At 74.4% G+C, this 19,411-nt stretch carries 15 protein-coding genes; 9 read left to right on the top strand and 6 right to left on the bottom strand.

Annotated elements, in window-relative coordinates; genetic code table 11:
* Positions 1–5 precede the first annotated feature (5 nt).
* Complete coding sequence (gene uvrB / locus BMY88_RS00935; protein ID WP_091939202.1) at positions 6–2,123, bottom strand: excinuclease ABC subunit UvrB; 2,118 nt, start codon at positions 2,121–2,123, stop codon at positions 6–8.
* Between the two features lie 462 nt (positions 2,124–2,585).
* On the opposite strand from uvrB, the gene glgX reads away from it, so the two are divergent.
* Genes glgX through BMY88_RS00915 form a run of 4 tightly spaced genes read left to right on the top strand, consistent with a single transcriptional unit; the run spans position 2,586 to position 9,629 of the window.
* Positions 2,586–4,691, top strand: coding sequence for a glycogen debranching protein GlgX (gene glgX / locus BMY88_RS00930; protein ID WP_091939200.1), 2,106 nt, complete (start codon positions 2,586–2,588; stop codon positions 4,689–4,691).
* Positions 4,688–7,069 (top strand): malto-oligosyltrehalose synthase, encoded by a 2,382-nt coding sequence (gene treY / locus BMY88_RS00925; RefSeq protein ID WP_091939196.1) that lies wholly within the window; start codon positions 4,688–4,690, stop codon positions 7,067–7,069. Before glgX ends, treY begins: the two co-directional genes overlap by 4 nt.
* A gap of 60 nt (positions 7,070–7,129) precedes the next feature.
* On the top strand, positions 7,130–8,884 hold the full coding sequence (treZ, locus tag BMY88_RS00920) for a malto-oligosyltrehalose trehalohydrolase (RefSeq protein WP_091939915.1): 1,755 nt from the start codon (positions 7,130–7,132) through the stop codon (positions 8,882–8,884).
* A gap of 1 nt (position 8,885) precedes the next feature.
* Entirely contained in the window at positions 8,886–9,629 is a 744-nt protein-coding gene (locus tag BMY88_RS00915; protein WP_170860904.1) for a dihydrofolate reductase family protein, read from the top strand.
* A 164-nt stretch (positions 9,630–9,793) separates the two neighbouring features.
* Here BMY88_RS00915 and arr read toward each other — a convergent pair whose 3' ends face one another.
* The 3 genes from arr to BMY88_RS00900 form a co-directional block, all read right to left on the bottom strand.
* On the bottom strand, positions 9,794–10,264 hold the full coding sequence (gene arr / locus BMY88_RS00910; RefSeq protein WP_091939194.1) for an NAD(+)--rifampin ADP-ribosyltransferase: 471 nt from the start codon (positions 10,262–10,264) through the stop codon (positions 9,794–9,796).
* Entirely contained in the window at positions 10,254–11,804 is a 1,551-nt protein-coding gene (locus BMY88_RS00905) for a serine/threonine-protein kinase (protein WP_244524384.1), read from the bottom strand. Before BMY88_RS00905 ends, arr begins: the two co-directional genes overlap by 11 nt.
* A 247-nt stretch (positions 11,805–12,051) precedes the next feature.
* Positions 12,052–12,678: a TasA family protein gene (locus BMY88_RS00900; RefSeq protein WP_091939189.1), complete on the bottom strand. Its 627-nt coding sequence runs from the start codon at positions 12,676–12,678 to the stop codon at positions 12,052–12,054.
* A 254-nt stretch (positions 12,679–12,932) separates the two neighbouring features.
* On the opposite strand from BMY88_RS00900, the gene BMY88_RS00895 reads away from it, so the two are divergent.
* Together BMY88_RS00895 and BMY88_RS00890 are read left to right on the top strand one after the other, a co-directional pair.
* Positions 12,933–14,447, top strand: coding sequence for a sensor histidine kinase (locus BMY88_RS00895; RefSeq protein ID WP_139220367.1), 1,515 nt, complete (start codon positions 12,933–12,935; stop codon positions 14,445–14,447).
* Positions 14,444–15,130 carry a response regulator transcription factor gene (locus BMY88_RS00890; RefSeq protein WP_139220366.1) on the top strand — a complete coding sequence of 229 codons (687 nt, stop codon included), beginning with the start codon at positions 14,444–14,446 and terminating at the stop codon, positions 15,128–15,130. Before BMY88_RS00895 ends, BMY88_RS00890 begins: the two co-directional genes overlap by 4 nt.
* Positions 15,131–15,135: 5 nt before the next feature.
* Here BMY88_RS00890 and BMY88_RS00885 read toward each other — a convergent pair whose 3' ends face one another.
* Both BMY88_RS00885 and BMY88_RS00880 read right to left on the bottom strand, forming a co-directional pair.
* Positions 15,136–15,822 (bottom strand): SipW-dependent-type signal peptide-containing protein, encoded by a 687-nt coding sequence (locus tag BMY88_RS00885; protein ID WP_091939183.1) that lies wholly within the window; start codon positions 15,820–15,822, stop codon positions 15,136–15,138.
* On the bottom strand, positions 15,819–16,760 hold the full coding sequence (locus tag BMY88_RS00880; protein ID WP_091939180.1) for a hypothetical protein: 942 nt from the start codon (positions 16,758–16,760) through the stop codon (positions 15,819–15,821). Before BMY88_RS00880 ends, BMY88_RS00885 begins: the two co-directional genes overlap by 4 nt.
* Positions 16,761–16,892: 132 nt before the next feature.
* On the opposite strand from BMY88_RS00880, the gene BMY88_RS00875 reads away from it, so the two are divergent.
* The 3 genes from BMY88_RS00875 to BMY88_RS00865 are packed head-to-tail and all read left to right on the top strand — an operon-like array spanning position 16,893 to position 19,409.
* Entirely contained in the window at positions 16,893–17,615 is a 723-nt protein-coding gene (locus BMY88_RS00875; RefSeq protein ID WP_170860903.1) for a signal peptidase I, read from the top strand.
* Between the two features lie 4 nt (positions 17,616–17,619).
* Positions 17,620–18,690, top strand: a complete 1,071-nt coding sequence (locus BMY88_RS00870; RefSeq protein WP_091939176.1) for an ATP-dependent DNA ligase — start codon at positions 17,620–17,622, stop codon at positions 18,688–18,690.
* Complete coding sequence (locus tag BMY88_RS00865; protein WP_211435407.1) at positions 18,687–19,409, top strand: class E sortase; 723 nt, start codon at positions 18,687–18,689, stop codon at positions 19,407–19,409. Before BMY88_RS00870 ends, BMY88_RS00865 begins: the two co-directional genes overlap by 4 nt.
* The last annotated feature ends 2 nt before the right edge of the window (positions 19,410–19,411 follow it).

The raw sequence follows: 19,411 nt of genomic DNA, 5'->3' as shown, positions 1-19,411 counted from the left end.
CCCGCTCAGGCGTGCGCCGCGTCGAGCTGGCGCAGCTCCTTCTTCAGCTCCTGCAGCTCGTCGCGCAGCCGGGCGGCCACCTCGAACTGCAGCTCCCGGGCGGCGGCGAGCATCTGCTCGTTGAGCTGCGTGATGAGGTCGGCCAGCTCGTTGCGCGGGAGGCCCTGCACGTCGATGGAGCCGGCCTTCGCCTTCGCCTTCGACGACAGGCCCGGCACGGGCGACTTCCCACGGGACTGCTGCCGGCCCGAGCCGCCCAGCAGCTCCCCGGCGGTGCCGTCCTCGGCCTCGCGGTAGATGCCGTCGAGGATGTCGACGATCTTCTTCCGCAACGGCTGCGGGTCGATGCCGCGCTCGGTGTTGTAGGCGACCTGCTTCTCGCGCCGCCGGTTGGTCTCGTCGATGGCCTGGGCCATCGACGGGGTGATCTTGTCGGCGTACATGTGCACCTCGCCGGACACGTTGCGCGCCGCCCGGCCGATGGTCTGGATGAGCGAGGTGCCCGAGCGGAGGAAGCCCTCCTTGTCGGCGTCGAGGATGGCGACGAGCGAGACCTCCGGGAGGTCGAGCCCCTCGCGCAGCAGGTTGATGCCGATCAGCACGTCGTACTCGCCCTGCCGCAGCTCCCGCAGCAGCTCGACGCGGCGGAGCGTGTCGACCTCCGAGTGCAGGTAGCGGACCTTGATGCCGAGCTCGAGCAGGTAGTCGGTGAGGTCCTCGGCCATCTTCTTGGTCAGCGTGGTGACCAGCACCCGCTCGTCCTTCTCCGTCCGGAGCCGGATCTCGTGCACGAGGTCGTCGATCTGGCCCTTGGTCGGCTTGACCACGACCTCCGGGTCGACCAGCCCCGTGGGCCGGATGACCTGCTCCACGAACTCGCCGCCGGTGCGGCCGAGCTCGTACTTCCCCGGCGTCGCCGAGAGGTAGACGACCTGCCCGATGCGCTCGGTGAACTCCTCCCACTTCAGCGGCCGGTTGTCCATCGCCGAGGGGAGCCGGAAGCCGTGCTCCACGAGGGTGCGCTTGCGGCTCATGTCGCCCTCGTACATGCCGCCGATCTGCGGCACGGTGACGTGCGACTCGTCGATGACCAGCAGGTAGTCGTCCGGGAAGTAGTCGAGCAGGCACGAGCCGGCCGAGCCGGGTGCGCGGCCGTCGATGTGCCGCGAGTAGTTCTCGATGCCGGAGCAGAAGCCGACCTGCCGCATCATCTCGATGTCGTAGGTGGTGCGCATGCGCAGCCGCTGCGCCTCCAGCAGCTTGCCCTGCCGCTCCAGCTCCCCCAGCCGCTGCTCGAGCTCGGCCTCGATGGAGCCGATGGCCCGCTCCATCCGCTCCGGGCCGGCCGCGTAGTGCGTGGCGGGGAACACGAACAGCTCGTCGACCTCACGCACGACCTCGCCGGTGAGCGGGTGCAGGTAGTACAGCCGCTCCACCTCGTCGCCGAACATCTCGATCCGGACGGCGAGCTCCTCGTACACGGGGAACACCTCGATGGTGTCGCCCCGGACCCGGAACGTGCCGCGGGTGAAGGAGAGGTCGTTGCGGGTGTACTGCTCAGTGACCAGCGTGCGCAGCAGGTCGTCCCGGTCGCGCTCCTCGCCCACCTTGATCTTCAGCGCCCGCTCGACGTACTCCTCCGGCGTGCCCAGGCCGTAGATGCAGGAGACCGTGGCGACCACGATGACGTCGCGCCGGGTGAAGAGGCTGTTGGTCGCGGAGTGCCGCAGCCGCTCGACCTCCTCGTTGATCGAGGAGTCCTTCTCGATGTAGGTGTCCGTCTGCGGGACGTAGGCCTCGGGCTGGTAGTAGTCGTAGTAGCTGACGAAGTACTCGACCGCGTTGTCGGGGAACAGCTCGCGGAACTCGTTGGCCAGCTGCGCGGCGAGGGTCTTGTTCGGCGCCATCACCAGCGTGGGGCGCTGCACCTGCTCGACGAGCCACGCGGTGGTCGCCGACTTGCCCGTGCCGGTGGCGCCGAGGAGGACGACGTTCTCCTCCCCCGCGTTCACCCGCTCGGCCAGCGCCTTGATCGCGGCCGGCTGGTCACCCGAGGGCTCGAAGTCGCTGACGACGCGGAAGCGCCCCCGGGTGGGCCGCTTGAGGTCTGTCTTCGCTCGCACGCGGACGACGGTACGACGGGGGTGTGACAGGACGGCGTCCCTGCGACGTCCGGGCCGGGTGGGACCTGACCGAGAGACGGCACACAGTCGGTGCTCGTCAACGGGCGCCTCGCCCGATAGTGTCCCGCGCGCAGGAGCGGTCCCGGCCGGGGACCAGCGCCACCCGGGTCCCCCGGGCGAGGTCGGACCCCGGCGGGACCGCCCCTTCTGCGCACGACGCCCCCCTCGGCCCCGCCGCGGGGGGCGTCGTCGTCTGCCGCTCCGGCGAGCGTCCGGCCCCTCCGCAGGCCCCGCGGGAGCGCCGCGGAACGTGTCCCTTCCGACACCCGGCGCAGGTGTGGTGGACCACCGGCGCGGGCAACCGGGACCCGGAGCAGTACGCACCGACTCCCCGCCGACGGCCTCGGCGGGGGGCCATCGGCCCCCGGACTGCGGGGGCACATCGCAGGAGGACGGCGTTCCATGACCCAGGTGTGGCCCGGCAGCGCGTACCCGTTGGGCGCGACCTACGACGGCACCGGCACCAACTTCGCCGTGTTCAGCGAGGTCGCCGAGAAGGTCGAACTGTGCCTGTTCGACGACGCGGGCAACGAGGAGCGGATCCGGCTCCCCGAGATGGACGGCTACGTCTGGCACGCCTTCCTCCCCGGCATCCAGCCCGGCCAGCGCTACGGCTTCCGCGTGTACGGCCCGCACGACCCGGAGCACGGGCACCGCTGCAACCCGAACAAGCTGCTGCTGGACCCCTACGCCAAGGCGATCGACGGCTCGATCGACTGGGACGAGGCCTGCTTCGGCTACCGCTTCGACTCCGGTGACCGCAACGACGACGACTCGGCTCCGCACATGCCGAAGTCCGTCGTCGTCAACCCGTTCTTCGACTGGGGCGTGGACCGGCCGCCGCGGACCCCCTACAACAAGACGGTCATCTACGAGGCCCACGTGAAGGGCCTGACGATGACCCATCCCCGGGTGCCCGAGGAACTGCGCGGCACGTACGCCGGCATCGCCCACCCGGCGGTGATCGAGCACCTGCAGGAGCTCGGGGTGACCGCGATCGAGCTGATGCCGGTGCACCAGTTCGTGCAGGACGACACCCTGGTCCAGAAGGGCCTGCGCAACTACTGGGGCTACAACACCATCGGCTTCTTCGCCCCGCACAACGAGTACGCTCAGCACGGCGACGGCCAGCAGGTGCAGGAGTTCAAGGGCATGGTCCGGGCCCTGCACGAGGCGGGCATCGAGGTCATCCTCGACGTCGTCTACAACCACACGGCCGAGGGCAACCACATGGGCCCGACGCTGTCGTTCCGGGGCATCGACAACCAGGCGTACTACCGGCTCGTCGAGGGCGACGAGCAGTACTACATGGACACCACGGGCACCGGGAACTCGCTCAACGTCCGCCATCCGCAGTCGCTGCAGCTGATCATGGACTCGCTGCGGTACTGGGTGACCGAGATGCACGTCGACGGGTTCCGCTTCGACCTGGCCTCCTCCCTCGCCCGCCAGTTCCACGAGGTGGACCGGCTGTCGGCGTTCTTCGACCTGGTGCACCAGGACCCGGTGGTCAGCCAGGTCAAGCTCATCGCCGAGCCGTGGGACGTGGGCGACGGCGGCTACCAGGTGGGCAACTTTCCCGCGCTGTGGACCGAGTGGAACGGCAAGTACCGCGACACCGTGCGCGACTTCTGGCGGGGCGAGGACGCGACGATCGGCGAGTTCGCCGAGCGCATCTCCGGCTCGGCCGACCTCTACAAGCACTCGGGCCGCCGGCCGGTCGCCAGCATCAACTTCGTCACCGCGCACGACGGCTTCACGATGCGCGACCTCGTCTCCTACAACGAGAAGCACAACGAGGCCAACGGCGAGGACAACAACGACGGCGAGAGCCACAACCGCGGGTGGAACCACGGCGTCGAGGGCCCCACCGACGACCCCGAGATCCTCGCCCTGCGCGCCCGCCAGCAGCGCAACTTCCTGGTCACGCTGATGCTCAGCCAGGGCGTGCCGATGCTGCTGCACGGCGACGAGCTGGGCCGCACGCAGAACGGCAACAACAACGGCTACTGCCAGGACTCGGAGCTGACCTGGATCGACTGGTCGTCGGTCGACGACGGCCTGCTGGAGTTCACCAAGAAGCTGACCCGGCTGCGGACCGAGCACCCCACGTTCCGTCGTCGCCGGTTCTTCCACGGCCGTCCGGTGCGCCGGGCGGAGGGCGACCCGGTGCAGGACATCGCCTGGTTCACCCCCGGCGGCGACGTCATGGAGGACGAGGACTGGGACGTCGGCTTCGCGAAGTCGCTGGCCATGTACCTCAACGGGCACGGCATCCGGGAGACCGACGAGCGCGGCGAGGACGTCGTCGACGACTGCTTCTACCTGGCGTTCAACGCCCACCACGAGCCGATCGAGTACACCGTGCCGCCGGCGGAGTACGCCGAGGGCTGGACGGTCGTGATCGACACCGCCGAGATGGGCGAGGTCGAGCCGGTGGCGGTGAAGGCCGGCGAGACGGTGACCGTGCAGGCACGGGCGACGATCGTGCTCCAGGCCGCGGCATGAGCGAGCCCACGGGGGCCACGGGGGCAACGGGGGCAACGGGGGCAACGGGGGCAACGGGGCAGGACACGGCACCGCGGGACCGCCGCGCCGTCCCGACGGCGACCTACCGGCTGCAGGTGACCGCCGACTTCCCGCTGGACGACGCGGCCGCCGTCGTCGACCACCTCGCGGCGCTGGGGGTGAGCCACGCCTACTCCTCGCCGCTGCTGCGCTCGGCCGCGGGGAGCACGCACGGCTACGACACCGTCGACCACGCCCACATCGACGAGGCGCGCGGCGGTCGGGCGGCGTTCGACCGGTTCGTGGCGGCCCTGCACGAGCGCGGCCTCGGGCTGGTGCTGGACCTGGTGCCCAACCACATGGGCATCGCCGACCCCGCCGAGGCGCCCTGGTGGTGGGACGTGCTGCGGCACGGCCGCGGCAGCGCCCATGCCGACGCGTTCGACATCGACTGGGAGTTCGGCGGCGGAAAGGTGCGGATCCCGGTCCTCGGGTCGGCCGACGACGTCGACAAGCTGGACGTGGTGGACGGCGAGCTGCGCTACTACGACAACCGCTTCCCGCTGGCGCCCGGCACCGAGGGCGGCACCCCGCAGGAGGTGCACGCCCGCCAGCACTACGAGCTGGTGGACTGGCGCCGCGCCGACGCGGAGCTCAACTACCGGCGGTTCTTCGCGATCAACACCCTCGCCGGGCTGCGCGCCGAGGACCCGGACGTCTTCGCGGCCACCCACGCGCTCGTGCAGGAACTCGTGGCCGACGGCGCCGTCGACGGGCTGCGGATCGACCACCCCGACGGGCTGGCCGACCCCCGGGGCTACCTGGAGCGGCTGGCCGCGCTGTCCGGCGGGCGCTGGACGGTCGTGGAGAAGATCCTCGAGCCCGGCGAGGACCTGCCCGAGGGCTGGGCCACCGCCGGCACCACCGGCTACGACGCCCTGACCGAGGTCGACCAGGTGCTGGTCGACCCGGCCGGCGAGGCGGCGATGACCGCGCTGGACACCGAGCTGACCGGGGCGCCGGTCGACTACGCCCGGCTCGTGCACGACTGCAAGCGCGAGGTCACCGACGGCATCCTCGGCTCGGAGGTGGCCCGGCTGGTGCGCGTCGTCGGGGAGCTGCCCGGCATCGACGCCGAGCAGCGGACCGAGGCGCTGGCCGAGCTGCTCGCCTCCTTCGACGTCTACCGCAGCTACCTGCCCGACGGCCGCCAGCACCTGGACGCCACCGTCGCCGCCGTGCGCGACCGGCGGCCGGACCTCACCGCCGCCCTCGACGCGCTGCACCCGGTGCTGGCCACGGCGGGCACCGAGGCGGCCACCCGGTTCGAGCAGACCAGCGGGCCGGTCATGGCCAAGGGCGTCGAGGACAGCGCCTACTACCGGTGGGCCCGGTTCGTGATGCTCAACGAGGTGGGCGGCGATCCCTCCCGGTTCGGCACCACCGTCGAGGAGTTCCACGCGGCGCAGGCCCGGCGGCAGGAGGTCAAGCCGCAGGCGATGACGACGCTGTCCACGCACGACACCAAGCGCAGCGAGGACGTCCGGGCGCGGCTCGCCGTCCTGGCCGAGCTGCCGACCGACTGGGCCGGCCTCGTGCGCGGGCTGCTGGCGCGCCATCCGCTCCCCGACCGGCCGCTGGCGCACCTGGTGTGGCAGAACCTGGTGGGGGCCTGGCCGCTGTCGCGGGAGCGGGCGCACGCGTTCGCGGAGAAGGCGGCGCGGGAGGCCGGGCTGTCCACCACCTGGACCGACCAGGACGAGGAGTTCGAGGGCCGGCTGCGGTCGATGGTCGACGCGGCGTTCGACGACGAGCGCACCCGGGCGGAGCTCGACGCGTTCGTCGCGCGCATCGCCGGCGCCGGCTGGTCGAACTCCCTGGCGCAGAAGCTCCTCCAGCTGACCATGCCCGGCGTCCCGGACGTCTACCAGGGCACCGAGCTGTGGGACCACTCGCTCGTGGACCCGGACAACCGGCGTCCGGTCGACTACGACCTCCGCCGCCGGCTGCTGGCGCGGCTGGACGAGGGCTGGATCCCGGAGGTCGACGAGACCGGTGCGGCCAAGCTCCTGGTCGTCTCCCGCGCGCTGCGGGCCCGGCGCGACTCCCCCGAGCTGTTCACCGGGTACGCGCCGGTGACCGCGACCGGCCCGGCCGCGCAGCACCTGGTCGCCTTCGACCGGGGCGGGGCCGTCGCCGTGGCGACCCGGCTGCCGGTCGCGCTCGCCGCCTCCGGCTGGGGGGACACCGCCCTCGCGCTGCCCACGGGCGCCTGGCGGGACCTGCTCACCGGCGAGCGGCTGGTCTCCGACGCGGGCGGCCTCCCCGCCGACAGCCTGCTCGCCCGCCTGCCGGTCGCCCTGCTCGTCCGCGCCTGACACCACCGCCGAACCGGCATGATCACCACGACGACCGACCCCGCCGCTGGAGGCGCCCGCATGTCCGAGCCCGTCGAGTTCGCCGTCTGGGCGCCGATCCCCTCGCGGGTGCGCGTCCAGGTCGACGGCGCCGTGCACGACATGCAGCGCGACGACGACGGCTGGTGGCGCGCGACGGTGGCGGCGGCGCCGGAGGCCGACTACGGCTTCCTGCTGGACGACGACGGCACGCCCCGGCCGGACCCGCGCTCGCACCGCCAGCCCGCGGGCGTGCACGGGCTCTCCCGGCGCTACGTCCCCTCGTCCCACGCGTGGGCCGACGGCGCGTGGACCGGGCGCCCGCTCGCCGGCGGCGTCGTCTACGAGCTGCACGTGGGCACGTTCACCCCCGAGGGCACGCTCGACGCCGCCGTCGCCCGGCTGGACCACCTGGTCGACCTGGGCGTGGACTTCGTGGAGCTGCTGCCCGTCAACGGCTTCAACGGCACGCACAACTGGGGCTACGACGGCGTCGCCTGGTATGCGGTCCAGGAGGAGTACGGCGGCCCGGCGGGCTACCAGCGGTTCGTCGACGCGTGCCATCAGCGCGGGCTCGGCGTGATCCAGGACGTCGTCTACAACCACCTGGGCCCCTCGGGGAACTACCTGCCGCTGTTCTTCCCCGTCTTCGCCGAGGGCGGCGCCAACACGTGGGGCAACTCGATCAACCTGTCGGGGCCCGACTCCGACGAGGTGCGCCGCTACATCATCGACAACGCGCTCATGTGGCTGCGCGATCTGCACGTCGACGGGCTGCGGCTGGACGCCGTCCACGCGCTGGTCGACGAGCGCGCGACCCACGTGCTCGAGGAGATGGCGCAGGAGGTGGACAAGCTGTCGGTGGCCGTCGGCCGACCGCTGACGCTGATCGCCGAGAGCGACCTCAACGACCCGCGGATGGTGACGCCGCGGGTGGCCGGCGGCCTGGGGCTGACCGCCCAGTGGAGCGACGACTTCCACCACGCGCTGCACGCGACGCTGACCGGCGAGGGCCAGGGCTACTACGGCGACTTCGCCGAGGCCGGGCTGGCCGGCCTGGCGAAGGTGCTGACCGGCGCGTTCTTCCACGACGGCGCCTGGTCGAGCTTCCGCCGCCGGCACCACGGCCGGCCGGTGGACACCGCGGCGCTGCCCGGCTGGAAGTTCCTCGCCTACCTGCAGGACCACGACCAGATCGGCAACCGCGCGGTGGGCGACCGGATCTCGGCGTCGCTCTCCCCCGCCCTGCTCGCCGTGGGCGCGACCATCACGCTCACCAGCCCCTTCACGCCGATGCTGTTCATGGGCGAGGAGTGGGGCGCGGCGACCCCATGGCAGTTCTTCACCAGCCATCCCGAGCCGGAGCTCGGCCGGGCCACGGCCGAGGGGCGCATCGGCGAGTTCGCCGAGCACGGGTGGGACGCCGCGGTGGTCCCCGATCCGCAGGACCCCGAGACGTTCGCCCGCTCGAAACTGGACTGGAGCGAGCTCGACCGCGAGCCGCACGAACGCCTGCTCGCGGTGCACCGGGCCCTGCTGGCCCTGCGCCGCGCGCACCCCGAACTGGTCGACGCCGACCTGTCGGCCACGGCGGTCAGCTGGGACGACGCCGACCGGTGGCTGGTCGTGCACCGCGGGACGCTGCGGGTGGTGGTCAACCTCGCCGAACGCGCGCAGGAGATCGACCTGGACCGGCCGGCGGGCGAGGTCCTGTTCGCGACCGGTGAGCTGCCCGGGCTGGACGCCGAGACCGTGACGCTGCCGGCCGAGAGCGCCGCCGTGCTCACCACGACCTGACGTGCGCCGCCTCCTGCCGGTCCCCGACCCCGGCTCCGACACGGCCTCCGACCTCGCCTCCGACGCCGCCCTCGCCGACGCCTACCGGCTCCCCGCCGGCCGGGCGATGCGGGTGAACTTCGTCGGCTCGCTCGACGGTGCGATCGCGATCGAGGGCCGCAGCGGGGGGCTGGGCTCCCCCGGCGACAAGCGGGTGTTCCGCACGCTGCGCGCCCTGGCCGACGTCGTGCTCGTCGGCGCCGGGACGGCGACCGCGGAGGGCTACCGGCCGGTGGCCGCGGACTCCGCGGTGGGCGCGCTGCGCACCGCGCTGGGGCGCCCGGCGACGGCGCCGATCGCGGTGGTCTCGCGGCAGGTGTCGCTGGCCCCGGGCGACCGGCTGGCCGTCGACTCCACGTTCCTGGTCACGTGCGCGGCCTCGGATGCCGGCCGGCGCGCGGCCCTCGCCGACGTCGGCGTGACCGTGCTGGTCTGCGGGGAGGACGAGGTGGACCTGCCGCTGGCGCTGGACCGGCTGGCCGAGCGCGGGCTGGAGCAGGTCCTCTGCGAGGGCGGGCCTGCGCTGTTCGCCGCGGCCCTGGCGGCGGGGTGCGTCGACGAGCTGGACCTGACCATCGCGCCCGCGCTGGTCGGCGGCGAGTCGCGGCTGCTGCCGTGGGCGCTCGCGGAGCCGGCGCGGCCGCGGCTGACGCAGCTGCTGGAGTCCGACGGCGTCCTGTTCACGCGCTACGCGCTCGGCGGCTGAGCCCTTCCGGCTCGGCGCGGGGGGCGTTGCCGGTCGCCCGCGCCGGCATTGCCGGTGTTGCCCGGGCATTGCGGGTCGTGCAGCGCCCGCTATGCCGAGGAACACCCGCAATCGGGGGTCGACGGCGTTCGGCGCGGGAACGTCCCACGGCGGGCGGCGCTCCCTCAGTCGAGGATGACGTCCTCGCCGGACGCGCGCAGCCGCGCCAGGGTGTCGAGCATCCCCTGCAGGACCTCCGGGGAGTGGCCCTCCCACTCCTCGATCTCGCCGACGACCCGCAGCGCGGCGCGGGTCCGGTAGGACTCCGTGGGGTTGCCCGGGAAGCGCTTGTCGGTGACGTTCGGGTCGTCCTCGAACGGGCCCGTCGGCTCCACCTCGTAGATCCGCCCCCGCTCCCCGGTGCCGGCCAGCGCCGTCGCCAGCTCCGCTCCCCAGACCGCGGTCTCCACGCGCGCGGTGAAGTAGACGTGACGGAGGACCCGGCCCTCCTGGAAGTGGGAGCCGTGGCCGGGGACCAGCTCGTCGCCGGCCCGGAGTGCGGCCCGCGTCCCGTGGAAGAAGGGGCCGCGGACGTGGGCGCAGTGCCCGAGGGTCACCGGGACACGGGTGCCGCCGTTCCCGCCGTCAGTCGTCATCCCCGCCGTTCCCGTTCCCGTTGCCGTTGCCGTTGCCGTTCCCGCTGTTGCCGTTGCCGTTCCCGTTGTTGCCGTTGCCGTTCCCGTCGTCGTCCGGAGGAGGCGGCGGGGCGACGGCGTGGGTCAGCGTGACGACGTCGCCGCGGGCCAGCTCGCCCACCGGGGCGACGGCCAGCACCTCGCCGTCGGCCGCGTCCGCCGTCGTGACCGGCCGCAGCTGCACGGTCAGCCCCAGGGCGGTCAGGTCGGCCGCGACGTCGGCGACCGGGCGACCGACGTGGTCCTGCGCCCTCACCTCGATCGGTGGCGGCGCCTGCGACGTCGGAGTCGTCGGGGTGCTGGTGTCCGGCGCACCGGTCGGATCGGCGGCCGATGACGAGGCCGCGGTCGGACCGCCCGCGCCGGACGCCGGGTCGTCCCCGCCGGACAGGGACACCACGAGGACGACGGCCACGGCGGCGAGGAGCACGAGCGCGAGCAGCCCGGCGACGAGACCGCGGCGCGAGCGGCGGGTGGGCCGCGGGGTACCCGGCCACGGCCCGGCGGGCACGGGCCCCGGGTGCGCGGGGTGAGCGGGGTGAGCGGCCGGCGGATGGGCGGCCGCCGCCGCTGCCGCGACGGGTAGCACGCGGGTCACCGGCGGAGCGGTGCTCGGGCCGGGGCGCAGGACGGCGGTCGTCGCCCCCGCGGCGACCTCCGGGGCCCGGCCGGCCAGGAGGGCGTCGACGGCGGCGGCGAAGGCGGCGCCGTCCCGGAAGCGCCGGGCCGGGTCCTTGTCCAGCGCGCGGGCGAGGAGGTCGCGGAGGTCGTCGGGCACGTCCGCCGGCAGGGGCGGCGGAGTCTCGTTGATCTGCTGCAGCGCGACCTGCACGGAGTTCTCGGCGACGAAGGCGCGCCGTCCGGCGAGCAGCTCGTACCCGACCAGCCCGAGGGCGTAGACGTCGCTGGCGGGCGTGGCCGGCGCCCCCTGCGCCTGCTCGGGTGAGAGGTAGTGGGCGGTGCCGATGATCTGGCCGGTCCCGGTGAGCGGCACGCTCGCCGCCGACGACGCGATGCCGAAGTCGGTGAGCTTGCAGGTGCCGTCGCGGGCGACCAGGACGTTGCCCGGCTTCACGTCGCGGTGCACGACGCCCAGGGCGTGGGCGGCCCCGAGCCCGGCGGCGGTCTGCCGGAGCACCGAGGCGGTGCGGGCGGGGTCCAGCCGCCCCTCGCGGCGCAGCAGCTGCGACAGCGACTCGCCCTCGACGAGCTCCATGACCAGGTAGGCCAGGTGCTCGGGCGACCCGGGGCCCACCGGGACCTCGCCGTAGTCGTGCAGCGTGGCGATGTGCGGGTGGCTCAGGACGGCGGTGTGCCGGGCCTCGGCGCGGAACCGGGCGAGGAACGACGGGTCACCGGTGTACTCGCTGCGCAGCACCTTCACGGCGACGTCGCGGCCGAGGCGGGTGTCGTGCGCCCGCCACACCTGGCCCATGCCGCCGGTCGCCAGCAGGGACCGCAGTTCGTAGCGGTCGGCGATCGTGGTCCGGCCCGGCTGCACGCACCGCTCCCCTGCTCGTCCCCTGCCACTGCGGCCCGACAGGTCATGGTCGCCGACGACCCGAGCCGCGACCACACGGGGGCCCTCGCCGGGCGGCACCCGCGGCCGCCGGTGCCGCCGGGTCGCAGCCGCTGCCGCGCTGTGTCGCGGCGCTCGCCACCACACCGCGGCACCCCGCGGACAGCCCGGGCGGGAACGCCGCGAGGGCGGCCCGGGGAGACCCCGGACCGCCCTCGGCGGCGACAGATCAGCGCGCGGCGGAGACCTGGTCGAGCCACAGCAGGACGTCGAGCGCAGCCGAGTCACCCTGCACGGTGTTGTCCACCGTGTGGGGCAGCGTCACCTCGATGACGACACAGACGCTGAAGTTGGCGGGGACCGGCACGATCGCCGGAACGGTCAGCGTGTTCGGAGCGTCCGCCGGGATCTGGACGTCGGTCAGGATCGGGGACCCGCTGGTGGCGTCCTCGCACTGCTCGGCGGTCCCACCCGTGATGTAGCTGACGCTGTAGACGGCGGCGCGGGAGAACTCACCCGGGTCACCGGCCTCGCCACAGGTGTCGCCCTCGTCCCACTCGTCGCCGGAGCAGCCGTGCTCGTAGTCGGTGAGGTCGATCTTCCCGCCGAAGTACCCGTCGAGGTCGCCGGCGTTCTGCACGAAGTAGGGGAAGGTGACCGTGTCCCCGGGCGCCATGTTCTGCGCCTCCTCGGCGACGGGGACCCCGCCGTCTCCGACCACGAGGTCGAGGGTGGCGGCGCCGGCCTCGCCACGGAGGCTCTCGCTGTCGCTGAACGCGGCGAAGGTGCCGCTCGCGCCGAAGGCGATGAGGGCGGCGCCGCCCATGGCGGCGGAGGCGATGGCGATCTTCTTCACGGTGGGTCTCCCTGTCGATGTCCCCGTCGATCGACGGATCTCGCGCCGGGCGCAACGCCGCGGCGAACTGGATACGAGACTCCGGCGCGACCCCTACCGGCGACATCGTCAGAACTGTTGATTGCGGTCCCCCGTCGCCTCGTCCGTCCCAGCCGACCCGCCCGCCGCTCCCACCTCGCCAGCGGCCGGCAGTACAACGCTGTAGTCACTCCTCCGTGGTCTGCTCTCCCGCGACGACCACGGGGGGTCCACGCATGACCAGCACGACCAGCACCACCACCGCACCGGCGACGCTGCGGAGCATCGGCCGGCGCATCGGTTCCGGCCGGCTCACCGCCGCCGCGATCGCCGTCTCGCTCCTGGTCCTGGCCGGCCACGACGCGCGACACGCGGTCATGGCCCTGCTCGGCACCCTCGGGTTCCTGGCCGCCGGCTGCGCCTTCCTGCTGCGCTGGCGCGTCACCGGGAACGAGACGACCGGCCAGCTCGGCGTCGGGCTCCTCCTGGTCGGCCTGCACCGGCCCGCGACCACGGTGACGCACGCCGTCCTCGACGACCGCTGGCCCGCGGTGGGGTCGACGATCGGGATCGCCGTCTGCGCCGTGGCCGCCGTCGCCGTCCTGCGGGCCTTTCCCGGCGCGGGCACCCGACGCCGGCCGACCGCCCTCGCCCTGCTCGGAGCCACGCTCGCCGGCTCCGCGGTGATGGGGCTCGGTTCCGTCCTCCCCGCCCTGGCGCGCCCCGGCCTCGCGGCCGCCTGCCTGGCCATGTCCCTGCTGTGGGGCGCCACCGCTGTCGCCGCGTGGCGCAGCGACCAGCTGAGCTCCGGCCACCGGCGGGCGGCCCAGGAGCTGGCCGCGATCGCCGGGATCCTCTCGGCGCTCACGGCCCTGGCGATGGTCCCGGCGGCGTTCCCCGCCGCCGCCCTCACGGTGCGCACGGTCACCGACCTCGCGTACGTCGCCGCCGCCGTCGTCGCCGTCCTGTCCGCCCTCCGCCGGCTGACCGACGCCCTGGCCGGCCAGGAGCGCTACGTCGCCGGTCTGCTCGAGCAGCTCGCCGGCCACGAGCGCCAGCTCCAGCAGGCCCGCGCCTGCCTGCACGACGCCCGCGCCGCCGTCGCCGGCGTCCGCGCGGCCGGGTCCGCGATCCGGCACGTCGCCGGTCCGGCCCGCACCGAGCTCGAGGACTCGATGTCGGCCGAGCTCGCGCGCGTGGAGCGCCTGCTCCGGCTGCCCGACCGTGCCCCCCGGGTGAGCAGCGTCGACCTGGACCGGCTGGTCCGCCCCCAGGTCGTCAGCCACCGCGAGCGCGGCCTGCGCGTCCGCTGGAACCCGACCGGCGCCGCTCCCGTGCGCCTCGACGGCGACGCCCTCGCCGTGATCGTCGGCAACCTGCTGGGCAACGCCCTGATACACGCGCCCGGGGCCCAGTGCTCGGTGACCGTCGAGGTGGGCGAGCGGCTCACCGTCACCGTCGCCGACGACGGCCCCGGCCTGCCCGCGGCACGGCGCGCGGCCGCCTTCGAGGCCGGCGAGCGGGGCACCGCCAGCCCCGGCGAGGGGCTCGGGCTGGCCATCTCCCGGGACCTGGCCCGGCGCCACGGCGGCGACCTGGTCGCGGTCGACGCCCCCGTGGGCTGCCGCTTCGTCCTGACCCTGCCCGTCACCGCCGCCGAGACCGCGGCTGCGCCCGCGCCGGCCCGGATCCCGCGCCCGCGCCCGGCCGCCGACGCCGCCGTCCTCCCCCTGACCCCCGCCCTGCCGTGAGCCGGCCCGTGCTGCTGGTCGACGACCACTCGCTGTTCGCCCAGGCGCTGCAGCTCGGCCTCGCCGCCGCAGGCCTGCCGGCCGACCGGGTCCTGCCGAGCTCCTCCGCCGCCGTCGTGGCCGCCTGCGCGGCCGCCGCCCCGGCCACCGTCCTGCTCGACCTGCGCCTCGGGTTCGACCCGGACGGCGAACCGATCGACGGCCTGGACCTCGTCGGGCCGGTCACCGCCGCCGGTTGCCGGGTCGTCGTCGTCACCGGGGAGGTCGGGGACGACGTGTGGGGTACCGCCGTCGAGCGCGGCGCCGTCACCGTCGTGGCCAAGGAGACGGCCCTCGACGACCTCGTCCCGCTCGTCCGGGCGGTGCACGCGGGCGAGCGGGTCCTCGGCGAGGGGCGCCGGCAGGACCTCCTCGCGGCCGCCCGTCGCGCCCGCGCCGACGAGGACGCCCGGCTGGCGCCGTTCCGCTCGCTCACCCCGCGCGAGGACGAGGTGCTGCGCTGCATGGCCGAGGGGCTGCCCGCGGCCACCATCGCCTCGACCGCGCACGTCAGCGAGGCCACGGTGCGCACGCAGATCCGTGCCGTGCTGAGCAAGCTGCAGGTGTCCTCGCAGCTCCAGGCCGTCGCCCTGGCCCGGCAGGCCGGCTGGCTGGACCGGCGGAGCGATCTACCGGTCAGCTGATCCGGTCAGGGCCGTCCGTTGCCGTTGCCGTTCCCGCCACCGTTGCCGTTGCCGTTCGAGTTGCCGTTCCCCGGACCCACCGGGGTGACGGGCTGGGTCGGCGGAGCGGGCGGCGTGCCGGGCAGCGGCGAGACCGCCTGACCGGGCGGCCCGACCACGTGCACGGGGACCACCTCGGTGTCGGTGAACCCGCCACCGTCCTGGGCGAGGGCGAGCCGCAGCTCGCCGTCCCACGAGGCCGGCCCCTTCGCGCCAGCCGTGCGGCCGATCATGCCGACGACGACCGTCACCGCGGGCGTGCCCGCGTCGAGCCGCCCGATCGGCAGCGGCGTCGTCCGCAGGGAGCACGCCGAGACGGCCACCGGAGAGCTCAGCGACGCGGCCGTGATCGACAGCTGCACCGGGGGGAGGTCCGCACAGTCGGCGGGCCCGTCCTCGATCGACAGGGTCAGGACGCCGGCGCTGCCGGCGCCGACCGATGCCTGCAGCGAGACAGTGTGCTGGGCCAGCGGGCCGATGCGCCCCGAGCCGTCGTCGTGGAGGTCCGCCGTCACCAGGAGATCGAGCGCGCGCGCCCCCACGTCGGCGCTCGCCGACTCGGTGTCGCTGAAGACGGCGAGAGTTCCGGTCACCCCGAGCAGCACCGTGCCGGCGAGGACACCGCCGAGTGCCCACTGCGTCTGCTGCCTCATGCCGTGCGCTCCGTCCGGCGCCGCCGGCGCGCGAGGAGGAAGAGGGCCCAGCCGATGACGAGGGCCCCCACGAAGACGCCGCCCCAGGCCATCGCCTGGGCGACGAACGAGGAGGTCGCGGCCCGGGGGGCCACCGCCACGCCGTTCCCGATGGTGACCGAGGCGTCGGTCCGGCCGAGCACCTTGCCGCCGTCCGTCCCGGCCACCGGCCCCGGCGCGGCGCCGCCGTCGGTCCCCGGTGCCGTGTCCGCGGGAGCCCCGGCGCCCGTCCCGGGCCCGTTCCCCGTAGCGGCCCGGCCCGCGCCGCCCGGCAGCGCTGCGGCCGCACCGCCCGCGGGCCGGCCGCCGGTCGCCGCGTTCCCCGACGGTGCGTTGCCGGTCGGTGCGTTGCCGGTCGGTGCGTTGCCGGTCGGTGCGTTGCCCGTCGGTGCGTTGCCGGTCGGTGCGTTCCCGGTGGGGGGATCCACCACCGGCGGCACGTCCGCCCACGCGGTCGTCCCGAGCGAGAAGGTGACGGCGTCGGACTGCGCCAGGTTGTTGTCGGCGCGGTCGGCGAAGGTCAGCTGCACCCTCAGGCAGTCGACGCCGGCCCAGTCCGCGGCGCTCAGCGCGACGGGCGTCGGGTCCAGGAGGGCGAGGGGGGTCGGGTCGCCGAGCGCCCGGCAGTCGCCGCCCTCCAGCACGCCGGCGGCCACGGTCGTCAGCAGCTGCGCGGCGAGGTCGCCCTCGTCGTCGTCGCACGCGGTGTCGCCGGCGGCCGTCTCCGGCGCCAGGCACCCGTGCTCGAGCTGCACGAGGTCGGTCACGCCGACCGTGATGCCGTCCGGGGTCTCGTCGTTCCACCCGCTCCGGTCGAGGGCGATCGAGAGGATCTGCGTCGACCCCGGGGCCAGACCGTCCTGGGCCGCGGCGGGGCCGACGGGGAGCAGCGCCCCCACGACAGCCGTTCCCGCGACAGCGGTGAGAGCCAGGGCGCGGTGCACACCGAGGATGTTCCGGCCCGCGGGTACCGCCCCACATCGTCAGAATCGATGATGTCGCGTGCCCGTCCGCCCGCGAGACTTTCGAGCGTGCCCTCCCCCGCCCCCGTCCGCGCCCTGCGGACGGTCGTCGCGTGGGTCCTCGGCCTGGTCCTGCTCGCCGGCACCGGCTGCGCCCTGGGTGTCGCGCTCTACCCGGTGGTGACCGGCGGGCAGTCGCTCGCCGTCCTCTCCGGGAGCATGACCCCAGGCCTGCCGGTGGGCGGGATGGTGTTCACGCGGCAGGTCGACCCGGCGGAGATCGGGGTCGGGGACGTCATCACCTTCGGGCACCCGTCCGACCCCACGGTCCGCGTCACCCACCGCGTCATCGCCGTCGACAGCTCCACCGGCACGCCCGTGTTCACCACCCAGGGCGACGCGAACGAGGACCCCGACCGGGCCCCGGTGCCGGCGTCGGCCGTGCAGGGCCGGCTGTGGTTCGCGGTGCCCGAGATCGGCCGGCTGGTCGCGATCCTGCACTCGCCCAAGGGCGTCGGCGTGCTCGTGGTGCTGGTCTGCGGCCTGCTCGCCGTCCATCCGGGCAAGCGGACGGACGACGACGCCCCGGCCACGGAGCCGGCCCGGAGCGACCCGGGGGTCGACGCGGACGACGCCCGCACGGTGGTCATGGCGCCGGTGCGCGAGGACGGCGGGGCACCGGTGCGCGACGAGCGGCGGGCGCCGGTGCGCGACGAGCGGCTCACGGTGATGGTGGGCGCGGCGCGCCCGTCGGTGCCTGTCCCCCCACCCCTGGCCCGGCTGCTTGACTGACCGCATGGACCTGCCCGTGCTGCCGCCGGTCAAGCCGATGCTGGCGAAGGCGGCCACGAAGCTGCCCACCGCGGACGGGCTGTTCTACGAGCCCAAGTGGGACGGCTTCCGCTGCATCGTCTTCCGCGACGGCGACGAGGTGGAGCTCGGCAGCCGCAACGAGCGGCCCCTGACCCGCTACTTCCCCGAGGTCGTCGAGGCGGTGAAGGCTGCGCTCCCGGAGCGCTGCGTGGTCGACGGCGAGATCGTCGTCCCGGCCGGGGACCGGCTGCACTTCGAGGCGCTGCTGCAGCGCATCCATCCCGCCGCCAGCCGGGTCGCCCTGCTGGCCGAGCAGACGCCGGCGACCTTCGTCGCCTTCGACCTGCTCGCCGTGGGCGACGAGTCGCTGATGGAGCAGCCCTTCGAGCGGCGCCGGGCGCGGCTGACGGAGGTCGTCCGGGCCACCGACCGGGTGCACACCACCGCGATCACCCGGGACCCGGAGACCGCACAGCGCTGGTTCGAGCAGTTCGAGGGCGCCGGGCTCGACGGCGTCGTCGCCAAGGCCGCGGACCTGCCCTACGGCCCCGACCAGCGGCTCATGACGAAGGTGAAGCACGTGCGCACCGCCGACTGCGTGGTCGCCGGCTTCCGCTGGCACAAGAGCGGCCCGATCGTCGGCTCGCTGCTGCTGGGCCTCTACAACGCCGACGGCGACCTGCAGCACATCGGGGTCGCCGCGTCGTTTCCGATGGCGCGGCGCGCGGAGCTGGTCGAGGAGCTGGCGCCCTACCGGGCCGAGGCGCTCGACGGGCATCCCTGGCAGGACTGGGCGAACGCGCAGACGGGCGCCGACGGCGAGCACCGGATGCCCGGCGCGCAGAGCCGGTGGAACTCCGGGAAGGACCTCTCCTGGGTGCCGCTGCGGCCCGAGCTGGTGGTGGAGATCAAGTACGACCAGCTGGAGGGACGGCGGCTGCGCCACACCGGGCAGTTCCTGCGCTGGCGGCCCGACCGGGAGCCGCGCAGCTGCACCTACGACCAGCTCGACGTGCCGGTCCGCTACGACCTGGCCGAGGTGCTTGCCGGGTGAGCCGTGGTGCGGACGCCCTGCGTACCGGCCTGCGCGGGCTCGGCCAGCTCCTGCTCACCGTCGGCTTCGTGCTGCTGCTGTTCGTCGTCTACGAGCTGTACGTCACCGATCTCCTCGCCGGGCAGGCGCAGGAGGAGCTCAGCGACGAGCTGCGCGAGGAGTGGGACGGCGCGACGCCGGCGCCGATCACGCCCGAGGTCGGGGAGCCGTTCGCCTTCCTGCACGTCCCGGGGCTGGGCGCCGGCTGGAACCGGGCCATCGTCGAGGGCACCGGCGCCGACGAGCTCGCCCAGGGCCCCGGGCACTACGTCGGCACGGCGCTGCCGGGCGAGCAGGGCAACTTCGCCGTCGCCGGGCACCGCGTCGGCCGCGGCTCGCCGTTCCTCGACCTCGACCAGTTGCGTCCCGGCGATCCGATCGTCGTCGAGACCTCGGACGCCTGGTACGTCTACCGGGTGCTCGGCGACCCGGCGACGGGCGACTTCGGGGGCGGTCCGGTGCCCGGGCAGCAGATCGTCTCCCCCAGCGACGTCTCGGTGATCTCCCCCACCCCCACGGCCGCACCCGAGGTGCCGCCGTCGGGCGCCTACCTGACCCTCACGACGTGCCACCCGCGGTACTCCGCGCGGGAGCGGCTGATCGTGCACGCCGTCCTCGAGGGGGGCCCGGTCCTGCGGGCCGACGCCCCCGGCGGCCCGCCCGCACTGCAGGAAGGCTGAGG

The organism is Trujillonella endophytica (assembly GCF_900110555.1).
GTDB lineage: Bacteria > Actinomycetota > Actinomycetes > Mycobacteriales > Geodermatophilaceae > Trujillonella > Trujillonella endophytica.
The sequence above is the reverse complement of the archived record's forward strand: the minus strand, read 5'-3'. Positions and strand labels throughout refer to the sequence as shown.

Excerpts from the sequence above, each read along its gene's own strand:
- glgX (WP_091939200.1), top strand. The coding sequence starts at position 2,586 with ATGACCCAGGTGTGGCCCGGCAGCGCGTACCCGTTGGGCGCGACCTAC.
- treY (WP_091939196.1), top strand. The coding sequence starts at position 4,688 with ATGAGCGAGCCCACGGGGGCCACGGGGGCAACGGGGGCAACGGGGGCA.
- treZ (WP_091939915.1), top strand. The coding sequence starts at position 7,130 with ATGTCCGAGCCCGTCGAGTTCGCCGTCTGGGCGCCGATCCCCTCGCGG.
- arr (WP_091939194.1), bottom strand. The coding sequence starts at position 10,264 with ATGACGACTGACGGCGGGAACGGCGGCACCCGTGTCCCGGTGACCCTC.
- BMY88_RS00895 (WP_139220367.1), top strand. The coding sequence starts at position 12,933 with ATGACCAGCACGACCAGCACCACCACCGCACCGGCGACGCTGCGGAGC.
- BMY88_RS00885 (WP_091939183.1), bottom strand. The coding sequence starts at position 15,822 with ATGAGGCAGCAGACGCAGTGGGCACTCGGCGGTGTCCTCGCCGGCACG.
- BMY88_RS00870 (WP_091939176.1), top strand. The coding sequence starts at position 17,620 with ATGGACCTGCCCGTGCTGCCGCCGGTCAAGCCGATGCTGGCGAAGGCG.